We start from the raw sequence: 12,473 nt of genomic DNA, 5'->3' as shown, positions 1-12,473 counted from the left end.
AGGCACTGGCTTTTAACACGCTGTTGAGTTCTCAAGAAACGGACACCCACCGCGCCGGACCCCGCTCTCGCGGCCCCCGGCTCCGGGGCAACCCTTCAATCGTACCCGATCCGTCCTGGTTTAACCAACTTCGGGCGGTTCGGCCTCGTTAGTCCCTTTTGGGCGCAGCGTAGCGCACCCGTCCGGGTCTGTTGAGGTTTCCCCTCGGGGCCGGCCGCCTGTCGGCGTCCCGCTCCCCCGTGGGGCGTGTAGAACATTAGGTCCCGCCGCCAGGACCGTCAAATCAGCCCTGGAGGGGCTTGAATCCGCAGGTCATCTACTGTTTTCAGTCTTCGAACCATGCCCCGTCGGAGGCCGTCGTAACCGCACTGTGACGTGTATCTACCGAAGTTTGCCCTCCTCATGACGACAGCCCGCCCGGAGAGGGTCCGGGCGGGCTGTCGGAAGGCGTTTCAGGAGGCGGTCACCTCGACGCCGCCCACGTTGCGCTTGCCGCGCCGCAGGACGAGGAAGCGCCCCTGGAGCAGGTCGGCCGCGGCCGGCACGGCATCCTCCGACTCGACCTTGGCGTTGTTGAGGTAGGCGCCGCCCTGGGCGATGGCACGGCGAGCCTCCGACTTGCTCTTGCACAGGCCGGACGCCGTCAGAAGGTCCACCACCGACGGCAGCTCTCCCGCGGGCACCTCCGTGCGGGGCACTTCGGAGAGGGCGGCGTGCAGCGTCCGCTCGTCCAGCTCCTCCAGTGACCCCTGCCCGAACAGGGCGCGGGACGCCGCGATGACCCGGGCGGTCTCGTCGGCGCCGTGCACGAGCGTGGTCATCTCCTCGGCGAGCGCCCGCTGCGGGGCCCGCGCGGCCGGACGGTCCGCGCCCTGCTTGGCCAGGTCCTCGATCTCCTCACGTGGTCGGAAGCTGAAGAACTTCAGGAACTTCTCCACGTCCCGGTCGTCGGCGTTGATCCAGAACTGGTAGAAGGCGTACGGCGACGTCAGCTCGGGGTCGAGCCAGTAGGTCTCGCCGCCCGCGGTCTTGCCGAACTTGGACCCGTCCGCCTTGGTCAGCAGCGGCGTGGTCAGCGCGTGCGCGCTTCCCCCCTCCACCCGGCGGATCAGGTCGACGCCCGCGGTGAGGTTGCCCCACTGGTCGCTTCCGCCGGTCTGCAGCCGGCACCCGTGGCGCCGGTACAGCTCGAGGAAGTCCATGGACTGGAGCAGGACGTAGCTGAACTCGGTGTAGCTCATCCCGGTGGAGTCGAGCCGGGCCCTGACCGTCTCGCGGGCGAGCATCCGGTTGACCGGGAAATGCTTGCCGATGTCGCGCAGGAACTCGATGGCCGACATGGGGCCGGTCCAGTCGAGGTTGCTGACCATCGTCGCGGCGGTCGGGCCCTCGTCGAAGTCGAGGAACGCCGACACCTGGCCGCGGACCCGCTCGACCCATCCGGCGACGGTCTCCTCGGAGTTCAGCACGCGTTCGGCGCTCTTGCCGCTCGGGTCGCCGATCAGCCCCGTGGCGCCGCCGACCAGGCCGATCGGCCGGTGCCCGGCCTTCTGGAAGCGGCGCAGCGTCAGGATCTGGATGAGGTTGCCGAGGTGCAGCGAGGGCGCCGTCGGGTCGAATCCGCAATAGAGGGTGACCGGTCCCGCGGCGAGCAGGGCCCGCAGTTCGTCCAGGTCGGTGGACTGCGCGATCAGGCCGCGCCACGCGAGATCGTCCAGGATGTCGGTCACGGTCTCCCTCGTCTCCGGCTTGCTCTTCCGTGTACCCACCAGGCTGCACCGGTGGGCGGGTGTCACGCCAACGATATTCAACGTCCGCCGCGGCGGGGCGGCCGCCGGCCGACCTCGCGGTCGCGTCGGATCAGCCCTCGGCGGTGATCTTCTTGCGCTGCCTCGGGACGTGCGGGCGGTAGGGGGAGACGGTCCGGTCGCCCTCGATCCAGAACCGCCACGGGACCTCCTTCGCGCCGTTGACGCCGGTCCGGGGGCCGTTGCGGATCAGAGCGGGGTCGGCGGGCTCGCCCCTGCGGACCGTCATCGGCCCGCCCGGCGCGCACACGTCCAGGCCGTTCTGCTCGCGTGCGACGCCGAGGGCCTGGCAGAGCCGGGCCGGGCCGCGGGCCAGGTCGCGGACGGTCGAGCGGGGGCGGCGCGCCCTGGCGACGTCCTCCCCCTCGATGATCTCGCCGGCGCGGAGCAGCACCGCCATGGACGTCCCGTCCGGCCCGCACACGAGGTTCAAGCAGAAGTGCATGCCGTAGGTGAAGTAGACGTAGACGTGCCCGGGCGGTCCGAACATGACCTCGTTGCGCGGGGTCCGTCCCCGGTAGGCGTGCGAGGCCGGGTCCAGGGGCCCCGCGTAGGCCTCCACCTCGGTGAGCCGGGCCGCGACCTCCCCCTCCGGGGTGCGGTGGCTGATCACGTGCCCGAGCAGCGCGGGGGCGACCTCCTCCACCGGGCCGTCGAAGAAATCGCGGGGCAGCAACGCTCCGTCCATCGCCTCACCGTGGTCTAGGGGACAGCTTCGCCGGTCGACCAGCCTAGGGGGCGGTCCGCACCGCGGCGGCCGCCCCCGTCGCGCCGGTCAGGCGTCCGAGCCGGCGGCCCAGGCGGCGTGGCCGTTGACCAGGGCGCGCAGCGCGCCCATCTGCTCGCGGACGCGGTCGGGAGCCGTCCCCCCGTAGGCCTTGCGGGACGCGAGGGCGCCCTGCACGTTCAGCACCTCGCGGACGTCGGGCGTCAGGTGCGGCGACACCTTGCCGAGCTCGTCGTCGGTGAGGTCGTCGAAGTCCTTGTCGTTGACCTGGCACCAGACGACGAGGTGCCCGACGACCTCGTGGGCGTCGCGGAACGCCACGCCGCGGCGGACGAGCAGTTCGGCGAGGTCGGTGGCGAGCGCGAAGCCGTCCGGGGCGAGGGCCTCCAGCCGCTCGGTGTTGACCCGCATGGTCGCGATGAGCCCGGACATGGCGGGCAGCACGAGCAGCAGCGTCTCGACGGCGTCGAACGCGCCCTCCTTGTCCTCCTGGAGGTCGCGGTTGTAGGTGAGCGGGAGGCCCTTGAGGGTGGTGAGCAGGCCGACGAGGTGCCCGATGAGGCGGCCGGCCTTGCCGCGCGCCAGCTCGGCGACGTCGGGGTTCTTCTTCTGCGGCATGATCGACGACCCGGTGGCGTAGGTGTCGTCCATCTCGATCCAGCGGAACTCCTGCGAGGCCCAGAGGCAGACCTCCTCGCCGAGGCGCGACAGGTGCACGCCGATCAGCGCGGCGGCGAAGAGGAACTCGGCGACGAAGTCGCGGTCGGCGACGGCGTCCATGGAGTTGGGCGCGGCGGCGTCGAAGCCGAGCTCGGCTGCCGTGGCCTGCGGGTCCAGCGGCAGGGACGAGCCGGCGAGGGCGCCGGAGCCGAGCGGGGAGACGGCGGCGCGCCGGTCCCAGTCGCGCAGCCGGTCGATGTCGCGGGTGAGCGGCTGGACGTGCGCGAGGAGCTGGTGGGAGAACAGCACGGGCTGGGCGTGCTGCAGGTGGGTCATGCCGGGCGCGGCGACGCCGAGGTTGTGCTCGGCCTGCGCGATCAGCGCGGTCTCCAGCTCGACCAGCCGCGACACGATCTGGCGGACGTGGTCGCGCAGGTACAGGCGCAGGTCGGTGGCGACCTGGTCGTTGCGGCTACGGCCGGCGCGCAGCTTGCCGCCGAGGGCGCCGAGGCGCTCCAGCAGGCCCCGCTCCAGGGCGGTGTGGACGTCCTCGTCGGCGACCGTGGGGCGGAACTCGCCGCCGCGGCACGCCTCCTCCAGGTCGTCGAGAGCACCGATCATGCGCTCGAGCTCGTCATCGGTGAGCAGGCCCGCCCGGTTGAGGACGCGGGCGTGCGCGCGCGATCCCATCAGGTCGTAGGGGGCGAGCCGCCAGTCGAACTGGACGCTCACCGAGAGCCTCGCGAGCGCGTCCGACGGGCCGCCTTCGAACCGGCCGCCCCACAGCCGCGTCGGTGCCTTGGTCACGGAGAATCCTCTTCTTCCCACCACTGGTCGTTCGGTCAACTGCCATCTCACCACGCCGCCCCCTGCCGAGTACGGCACGGACGCACCCGCACGGGCGCCGCGGCGCCGGCGTCCGCAACAGCGTACGGCGTATCCGCCGCGCCCCGCGGGTCAGGAGGCGGGGTCGGGGCCGTCCGGCGGCCCCTGGGTTCGTCGCTCGCGCGTGCCGGTCAGCCGCAGCAGCGCCTGGGCGACGTCCTCCCCGCCGAGCGGGTCGCGGGCGATGACCAGGATCGAGTCGTCGCCCGCGACGGTGCCGAGGATGGACGGCCATTCGGCGTGGTCGATCGCCGAGGCCAGGTACTGGGCGGCGCCCGGCGGGGTCCGCACCATGACCAGGTTCGCGGACGCCTCGGCCGAGACGAGCAGTTCGGCGGCGAGCCGGGAGAGCCGCCCGGTGAAGGTCTCGGCGGCGCCGGTGCGGGCGCGGCGGATCCGCTCGCCGCCCTCGCCGGGGACGGCGTAGATCAGGCTGTCGTCGTCGGCGCGCAGCTTCACCGCGCCGATCTCGACCAGGTCGCGGGAGAGCGTGGCCTGGGTGACCTCGACGCCCTCGTCGCCGAGGAGCTTGGCGAGCTCGCCCTGCGAGTGCACGGGGTGCCGGGTCAGCAGGTCGATCACCCGGGCGTGCCGCGCGGCCTTGGTCATGGGGGTGGTCACCGGGCGCGCTCCAGGAGCCACACGAGCAGCGCCTTCTGCGCGTGCAGCCGGTTCTCGGCCTCGTCCCACACGCGGCTGCGCGGGCCGTCGAGGACGGAGGCGGCGATCTCCTTGCCGCGGTAGGCGGGCAGGCAGTGCAGGACGATCGCCTCGGGATCGGCGAGGGCGAGCAGGTCCTCGTCCACCGAGTACGGCTCGTACAGCGAGGTGTCCTTGCCGTCCTGGCCCATCGACACCCACGTGTCGGTGGCGAGGACGTCGGCTCCGGCGGCGGCCTCGGCGGCGTCGGCGGTGACCGTCACGGACCCGCCGGTCGCGGCCGCGATCTTCTTCGCGCGCTCGACGATCGCGGGGGCGGGCGGCTGGGAGGCGGGCGCGCCGACGCGGACGTGCATCCCCGCGGTGGCGCAGCCCAGCAGGTAGGAGTGCGCCATGTTGTTGGCGCCGTCGCCGAAGTAGGCGAGGGTGACGCCGGCGAGGCCGCTCTTCTCCTCCCGGACGGTCTGCAGGTCGGCGAGGATCTGGCAGGGATGGAACTCGTCGGTGAGCGCGTTCACGACCGGGACCGCGGTGCCGGCGGCCATCTCCTCGATGCGCTCCTGCCCGCCCGTCCGCCACACGATGGCGCTGACCTGGCGTTCGAGGACGCGGGCGGTGTCGGCGATGGTCTCGCCGCGGCCGAGCTGGCTCGTGCCCGCGTCCATCACCAGGGGGTTGCCGCCGAGCTCGGCGATGCCGGCGGCGAACGACAGCCGGGTCCGGGTGGACGGCTTGTCGAACAGCACGGCCACCGAGCGGGGGCCCTCCAGCGGCCGGTGGCCGAAGCGGTCCTTCTTCACCTGCGCGGCGAGGTCGAGGACCTCGGCCTGCTCGCCGGGGCTGAGATCGTCGTCCCGCAGAAAGTGCCTGGTCACGTTCAGTTCTCCTGCTCGGGGGAGGCGGCGTCGAGGATACCGGGGAACGCCTCGGCGAACGAGCCCGCCTGCTCGGCGGTGAGGATCAGCGGCGGAGCGATGCGCACCGCGTCCGGCTGGACCGCGTTGACGAGGAACCCGGCGTCGCGTGCGGCGGCCTCCAGGGCGGCCGCGTGCGGCCCGGTCAGCACGGCCGCCCGCCACAGCCCGCGGCCCCGCACGCCCGCGAACAGCGGATGGTCGACGGCGTCGAGCCCGGCGGCCAGGGTCTCCCCCACGGCGGCGGCGTTGGCGAGCAGTCCGTCCTTATCGATGGTGGTGAGGACGGCGAGGGCGGCGGCCGCGGCGATTGGGTTGCCGCCGAACGTGCTGCCGTGGTCGCCCTTGGCGAACAGGTCGCCGTGCGGCCCGAAGGCGACGCACGCCCCGATCGGCAGGCCGCCGCCGAGGCCCTTGGCGAGGGTGAGGACGTCGGGTTTGGCGTTCTCGTGCTCGAACGCGAACCAGGTGCCAGTGCGGCCGATCGCGGACTGGATCTCGTCGGCGACGAACAGCGCGCCCGCCGCGTCGCAGATCCGGCGGACGGCGGCGAAGTACCCGTCCGGCGGCGGGACGACCCCGGCCTCGCCCTGCGTGGGCTCCAGGAACACCGCCGCGCAGTCCTCGTCCACCGCGGCGTCGAGCGCGGCCGCGTCCCCGTACGGGACGAACCGGACGTCGATCGCGAACGGCCCGAACGGCTCCCGGATCGCGGCCTTGCCCGTGAGGCTCAGCGCGCCGAGCGTCCGGCCGTGGAAGCCGTTCTCGGCCGCGACGAAGTACGGCCGCCCGTTGCTCTTCCCGTACTTGAGGGCGAGCTTGAGCGCGCACTCGTTCGCCTCGGTGCCGCTGTTGGCGAGGAAGACCCTCCCGTCGCCGCCCAGCAGTTCCCGCAGCCGCTCGGCGAGCAGCACCTCCGGCTCGTTCAGGAACAGGTTGGAGGTGTGCGCGATGGTCGCCGCCTGGGACGACACCGCCTCGACGAGCGCGGGGTGGGCGTGCCCGAGCGAGCTGACCGCGATCCCCGCGATGAGGTCGAGGTACTCGCGGCCGGCGGTGTCCCACACCCGGCAGCCCTCGCCGCGCGCGAGCGCCACGGGCGGGACGCCGTAGTTCGGCATGAACGCCGCCTCGAACCGCTCCCTGAGATCGCTCATTTCTCCTCCGCCCCGGCGTCGCCCGGGAGGCTGGGCAGCACCATCGTTCCGATCCCCTCGTCCGTGAAGATCTCCAGCAGCAGCGAGTGCAGGACCCGGCCGTCCAGGACGTGCGCCTGCGGGACGCCGCCGCGCACGGCGGCCAGGCAGGCCTCCATCTTGGGCACCATCCCGGCCGACAGGTCCGGCAGCAGGACGGCCAGCTCGTCGGCGGTGAGCCGGTCGATGACGTCGTCGCTGTCCGGCCAGTCCGCGTACAGGCCCTCGACGTCGGTGAGGACGACGAGCTTCGCCGCGTCCAGCGCGACGGCCAGCGCGGCGGCCGCGGTGTCGGCGTTGACGTTGAAGACCTCGCCGTCGTCGCCGCGCGCGACACTGGAGATCACCGGGATGCGGCCGTCGTCCAGCAGCGCCCGCACGGCCCCGACCTGCACCTCGACGATCTCGCCGACCTGGCCGATGTCGACCGGCGCGCCGTCCACGACCGCGTGCTTGCGCTCGGCGGTGAACAGGTTCGCGTCCTCGCCGGACATGCCGAGTGCGAACGGGCCGTGCCGGTTGATCAGGCCGACGACGTCGCGCTGGACCTGCCCGGTCAGCACCATCCGGACGACCTCCATGGCCTCCGGGGTGGTGACCCGCAGCCCGGCGGTGAACGTCGAGTCGATGCCGTTGCGGGCCAGCGCGGCGTTGATCTGCGGGCCGCCGCCGTGCACGACCACCGGCCGCAGCCCGGCGTAGCGCAGGAACACCACGTCCTCGGCGAAGGAGTGCCGCAGCCGCTCGTCGGTCATCGCGTGCCCGCCGTACTTGATCACGACGGTCTTGCCGTGGAAGCGCTCCAGCCACGGCAGCGCCTTGATCAGGGTCTCGGCCTTGCCCATGACGCCCATCCGGTTCTTGCGCATCTGCGCGCCCGGGGTGACGGCGGTCATGTGGCGTACGCCGAGTTCTCGTGGACGTAGTCGGCCGTGAGGTCGGTGGTCCAGACGGTGGCGCTGTGCGGGCCGGCGGACAGGTCGACGGTGATCGTCACGTCGCGGAGGCGCAGGTCGACCTTGTCGCGGTCGTCGCCGAACGACCCGTTCCGGCACACCCACACGCCGTTGATGGCGACGTTGAGGTGGTCGGGCTCGAACACCGCGTCGGTGGTGCCGACGGCCGACAGCACCCGGCCCCAGTTGGGGTCCTCGCCGTGGATGGCGCACTTGAGCAGGTTGTTGCGGGCGACGGAGCGGCCGACCGTGACCGCGTCGTCCTCGGAGGCGGCGCCGACCACCTCGATCGCGATGGCCTTGGACGCGCCCTCGGCGTCGACGAGGAGCTGCCGGGTGAGGTCGGCGCACACCTCGGTGAGCAGCGCGGTGAACTCCTCCTCGTCCGGGACGACCTCGGCGGCGCCCGAGGCGAGCAGCAGCACGGTGTCGTTGGTGGACATGCACCCGTCGGCGTCGAGCCGGTCGAGGGTGACGCCGGTGGCCGCGCGCAGGGCTCGGTCGAGGGCGTCCGCGGAAAGGTCGGCGTCGGTGGTGACGACGCAGAGCATGGTGGCCAGGGACGGGGCGAGCATGCCCGCGCCCTTCGCCATCGCGCCGATCATGTAGCCGCCGGCGCCCTGCCGGAAGGAGATCTTGGCGACGGTGTCGGTGGTGCGGATCGCGTCGGCGGCGGCGAGCCCGCCGTCCCCGCGCGACAGCTCGGCGGCGGCCTTGTCGACGCCGGTCAGCAGCAGGTCCATCGGCAGCCGCTCGCCGATCAGCCCGGTGGAGCAGACGGCGATCTCGCCCGCCGAGTCCTCCAGCAGCTCGGCGGCCTTCTCGGCGGTGGCGTGGGTGTCCTGGAAGCCGGGGGCGCCGGTGCAGGCGTTGGCGCCGCCCGCGTTCAGCACGACGGCGCGGACGCGGGCGCCCTTGAGGACCTGCTCGGACCACAGGACCGGAGCGGCCCGCACGCGGTTGCGGGTGAAGACGCCGGCGGCCGCGCGGGACGGCCCGTCGTTGACGACGAGGGCCAGGTCGCGGTTGCCGCTGTCCTTCAGCCCGGCGACGACGCCGGCGGCGCGGAAACCCCGGGGGGCGGTGACGCTCAAGGGGACACTCCGATCGTGGTCAGGCCGAGTTCTTCCGGGAGGCCGAGGGCGAGGTTGGCGCTCTGCACCGCGCCGCCCGCGGTGCCCTTGGTGAGGTTGTCGACGGCGGCGACCACGACGAGGCGGCCCGCCGCCTCGTCGAGCGCGGTCTGGACGAGGACCGTGTTCGCGCCGAGGGTCATGGACGTGGCGGGCCACTGCCCCTCCGGCAGCAGCCCGAGGAACGGCTCGCCCTCATACGCCTCCTCGTAGACGGCGCGCAGCGAGGCCGCGGTGACACCGGGGCGCGCCTTGGCCGTGCAGGTGGCGAGGATGCCGCGGCTCATCGGCGCGAGCGTCGGGGTGAAGGAGACCGTGACCGGCTCCCCCGCCGCCGCGCTGAGGTTCTGGATCATCTCGGGCGTATGCCTATGCGTGCCGCCGACGGCGTAGGCGGACACCGAGCCCATCACCTCGCTGCCCAGCAGGTGCGGTTTGAGGGCCCGCCCGGCGCCGGAGGTCCCCGACGCCGCGACCACGACGACGTCGGGCTCGGCGAGGCCCGCGGCGAGCGCGGGGAACATCGCGAGCGAGACGGCCGTGGGGTAGCAGCCGGGGACCGCGACGCGGCTCGCGGAGCGCAGCGCCTCCCGGTGGCCGGGCAGTTCGGGCAGCCCGTAGGGCCACGTGCCCGCGTGCGGGGTGCCGTAGAACCTCTCCCAGTCGCCGGGGTCGGCCAGCCGGTGGTCGGCGCCGCAGTCGATGACCAGGACGTCCTCGCCCAGCTGCTCGGCGAGCGGCCCGGACCGGCCGTGCGGCAGGGCCAGGAACACCACGTCGTGGCCGGAAAGCGTGCCGGGGGTGGTCTCCTCCAGGACGCGTCCGGCCAGGGATCGCAGGTGGGGCTGGTGCGCGCCGAGCTCGGCGCCCGCGTTGGAGCCCGCCGTCAGCGCGCCGATCTCGAACTCTGGATGTCCCGCCAGGATGCGCAGCACCTCGCCGCCCGCGTAACCGCTGGCGCCGGCGACCGCCGTCCGGATTCCCATGTCCACTCTGCCCTTCGCTCTGTCAAGCAAGAGTATGCATGAGGCTGGATTCCTATTCAACGACGGGTTACGTCTTTCACACCGCTGAGACAAGCGCCACAGCCCAAAGTACTTAGGTGTCTAATGATTTGCCACCTAAACATCAGTGCCCTAACATCCCTCGCATGGAGAACCACGGTCTCGGCGACCTGAAGATCTTCGGGCCCATCGAGGAGTGGCGGATCGGCCAGCTCTTCGGTGTCGCGTCCCGGCTCTCGGGCCCGATCGTCTGGCGCATCATCGAGCGGCACGGCATCAGCCCGGCGGGCTTCTTCCTGCTCCGCCTGCTCGTCGCCGAGGACGGCCTGCGCCCCGGCGAGGTCGCCAAGCGCCTGATGGTGACCCCCGCCACGGTCACCTCGGTCGTCGACACCCTGGAACGCAACGGGCACGTGCGGCGCGAGCGCTCCTACCGGGACCGGCGCGGCGTGATGCTGCTCATCACCGACTCCGGGCGGCGGTTCCTGGCCGAGAAGTCCGGTCCCATCGGCCGCGACCTCACCCGCCTCTACGACGTCGTCGACGAGGACGACGAGGCCGCCGTGCGCCGGTTCCTGCTCAAGTTGATCCGCAAGTTCGAGAACTACTCCCCCGACGGGGAAGCGAAGGGAGACGGCGCGTGACTCATCCCCCCGAAACCGCCGTTCGCACGGTCGGTCTGGAGAAGACCTATCCCGCGTCCGGTCCGCGTCCCGCGGTGCCCGCCGTCCAGGGCATCGACCTGGACGTCCCGCGCGGCGAGTTCTTCGGCCTGCTCGGCCCGAACGGCGCCGGCAAGTCGACCACCATCGGCATGCTCACCACGCTTGTCGTCCCGACCGGCGGCACCGCCAGCGTGTCCGGCCTGGACGTCGTCCGGGACGCCGTCGAGATCAAGCGCCGCATCGGCGTCGTCTCGCAGAACAACACCCTCGACAGCGACCTCACCGTCGCCGAGAACCTGGAGTTCCGCGGCCGGTACTTCGGGCTCGGCGCGCGGGACGCCCGCAAGCGCGCCGCCGATCTGCTGGAGCTGTTCGGGCTCACCGAGCAGCGCGGCGGCAACCCGTTCGAGATCTCCGGCGGGCAGGCCAAGCGCGTGATGATCTGCCGTGCCCTCATGCACGGCCCCGAGGTGCTGTTCCTGGACGAGCCGACCGCCGGGCTCGACCCGCAGACCCGCACCAACCTCTGGGAGGTGCTGCGGGGGCTCCAGGCGGGCGGGCAGACGATCCTGCTCACCACCCACTACATGGAGGAGGCCGAGGCGCTCTGCGACCGGGTCGCGGTCGTCGACCACGGCAAGATCCTCGCCAGCGGCACGGTGGACCAGCTCAAGTCCAGCGCCGGCGCCGACACCGTCATCACCGTGGCCTACGACTCCCCCGCCCCGGACGGGATCAAGGCCCTCGGCGACCGGGAGGGCATCAGCAAGGTCGAGATCAACGACGGCCAGGTGCGCGTGTTCGCCGCCGAGCCCGACGGCATCCTCGGCGAGCTCGTCACGATCGGCTCGGCCGCCGGCGTCGGCGTCACCGACGCCACCCAGCTGCGCCCGAGCCTGGAGACCGTCTTCCTCACCCTCACCGGAAGGGATTATCGCGAATGACCGCGACCGCCGCTCCCACCGTCCTGGCGCCGCCTCCCCCGGCGCGGGCCACCGTCCCCCGCACCTTCGCCGCGATGATGGCGCGCGAGGCGCGGGTCATGCGCAAGAACTTCCTGGCGACGTTCACCCGGGTGCTGGTGCAGCCGGTCATGTTCGTGTTCGTGTTCGCCTACGTGCTGCCGAAGCTCGGCGGCGGCGCCATGGCGGGCGGGCCTGGCGGGCCGACGTTCTCCACCATCCTGCTGCCCGGGCTCGTCGGTTCCTCGATCATCATGCAGGCGATGATGGCGGTGATCTTCCCGCTGATGATGGAGCTGAGCTGGCAGAAGTCGATCACCGACCGGGCGCTGGCGCCGGTCCCGGTGCCGCTGCTGGCCGTCCAGAAGATCATCGCGGCGGCGGTGCAGGGCCTGATCGGCGGGCTGCTGGTGTTCCCCGCCGTGCTGTTCATCCACGCCGACGGCCAGTCGCCCGAAGTGCACGTGGACAACTGGCCGGTGCTGATCGCGGTGATGGTGGTCGGGGCGCTGATGTCGGCGTCCGGCGGGCTGCTGCTCGGCACGCTGATGAACCCGCAGAAGGTCCAGATGCTGTTCGCCATGGTCCTGCTGCCCATGACGATGCTCGGCTGCGTCTACTACCCCTGGTCGGCGCTGGACAACATCCGCTGGCTGCAGATCGCCAGCCTGTTCAACCCGCTGGTGTACGTGAGCGAGGGGCTGCGCAGCGCGCTCACCCCCGAGATCCCGCACATGCCGGTGTGGGCGTTCATGCTCGCCATCGTCGGCGGCACGGTCCTGCTGACCTGGGCGGCGACCCGCACCTTCACCAAGCGCGTGCTGACCTGACGGCGGCGAGGCGGCCCCCGCGCGGAACGGTCCGCGCGGGGGGCGCCGCCCAACCGAAAACGGGCGATAGGGA

At 72.3% G+C, this 12,473-nt stretch carries 12 protein-coding genes; 3 read left to right on the top strand and 9 right to left on the bottom strand.

What is annotated here, in order from left to right:
• Positions 1-452: 452 nt before the first annotated feature.
• The 9 genes from tyrS to argC all read right to left on the bottom strand — a co-directional run bounded on the left by tyrS (position 453) and on the right by argC (position 9,925).
• Positions 453-1,730 (bottom strand): tyrosine--tRNA ligase, encoded by a 1,278-nt coding sequence (gene tyrS / locus AB0C84_RS44175; protein ID WP_361078429.1) that lies wholly within the window; start codon positions 1,728-1,730, stop codon positions 453-455.
• Positions 1,731-1,860: 130 nt separating this feature from the next.
• A complete protein-coding gene (locus tag AB0C84_RS44170; protein ID WP_361078426.1) occupies positions 1,861-2,496 on the bottom strand; it encodes a DNA-3-methyladenine glycosylase in 636 nt (211 codons plus the stop codon).
• Positions 2,497-2,583: 87 nt separating this feature from the next.
• Positions 2,584-4,002, bottom strand: coding sequence for an argininosuccinate lyase (gene argH, locus AB0C84_RS44165; RefSeq protein WP_361078423.1), 1,419 nt, complete (start codon positions 4,000-4,002; stop codon positions 2,584-2,586).
• Positions 4,003-4,152: 150 nt separating this feature from the next.
• Entirely contained in the window at positions 4,153-4,689 is a 537-nt protein-coding gene (locus AB0C84_RS44160; RefSeq protein ID WP_361078434.1) for an arginine repressor, read from the bottom strand.
• Between the two features lie 8 nt (positions 4,690-4,697).
• On the bottom strand, positions 4,698-5,615 hold the full coding sequence (gene argF, locus AB0C84_RS44155) for an ornithine carbamoyltransferase (protein WP_361078420.1): 918 nt from the start codon (positions 5,613-5,615) through the stop codon (positions 4,698-4,700).
• Between the two features lie 2 nt (positions 5,616-5,617).
• A complete protein-coding gene (locus AB0C84_RS44150; RefSeq protein WP_361078417.1) occupies positions 5,618-6,811 on the bottom strand; it encodes an acetylornithine transaminase in 1,194 nt (397 codons plus the stop codon).
• A complete protein-coding gene (gene argB, locus AB0C84_RS44145; protein WP_361078432.1) occupies positions 6,808-7,719 on the bottom strand; it encodes an acetylglutamate kinase in 912 nt (303 codons plus the stop codon). Before argB ends, AB0C84_RS44150 begins: the two co-directional genes overlap by 4 nt.
• Positions 7,720-7,742: 23 nt before the next feature.
• Positions 7,743-8,900 carry a bifunctional glutamate N-acetyltransferase/amino-acid acetyltransferase ArgJ gene (argJ, locus tag AB0C84_RS44140; protein WP_361078414.1) on the bottom strand — a complete coding sequence of 386 codons (1,158 nt, stop codon included), beginning with the start codon at positions 8,898-8,900 and terminating at the stop codon, positions 7,743-7,745.
• A complete protein-coding gene (gene argC, locus AB0C84_RS44135; protein ID WP_361078411.1) occupies positions 8,897-9,925 on the bottom strand; it encodes an N-acetyl-gamma-glutamyl-phosphate reductase in 1,029 nt (342 codons plus the stop codon). Before argC ends, argJ begins: the two co-directional genes overlap by 4 nt.
• A gap of 164 nt (positions 9,926-10,089) precedes the next feature.
• Here argC and AB0C84_RS44130 point away from each other — a divergent pair, with 164 nt between their 5' ends.
• The 3 genes from AB0C84_RS44130 to AB0C84_RS44120 are packed head-to-tail and all read left to right on the top strand — an operon-like array spanning position 10,090 to position 12,400.
• Complete coding sequence (locus tag AB0C84_RS44130; RefSeq protein WP_361078408.1) at positions 10,090-10,587, top strand: MarR family winged helix-turn-helix transcriptional regulator; 498 nt, start codon at positions 10,090-10,092, stop codon at positions 10,585-10,587.
• Positions 10,584-11,552 (top strand): ATP-binding cassette domain-containing protein, encoded by a 969-nt coding sequence (locus AB0C84_RS44125; RefSeq protein WP_361078405.1) that lies wholly within the window; start codon positions 10,584-10,586, stop codon positions 11,550-11,552. The genes AB0C84_RS44130 and AB0C84_RS44125 overlap by 4 nt, the downstream gene beginning before the upstream one ends.
• Positions 11,549-12,400 (top strand): ABC transporter permease, encoded by an 852-nt coding sequence (locus AB0C84_RS44120; protein WP_361078402.1) that lies wholly within the window; start codon positions 11,549-11,551, stop codon positions 12,398-12,400. Before AB0C84_RS44125 ends, AB0C84_RS44120 begins: the two co-directional genes overlap by 4 nt.
• The last annotated feature ends 73 nt before the right edge of the window (positions 12,401-12,473 follow it).

The organism is Actinomadura sp. NPDC048955 (assembly GCF_040649435.1).
GTDB lineage: Bacteria > Actinomycetota > Actinomycetes > Streptosporangiales > Streptosporangiaceae > Spirillospora > Spirillospora luteofluorescens.
The sequence above is the reverse complement of the archived record's forward strand: the minus strand, read 5'-3'. Positions and strand labels throughout refer to the sequence as shown.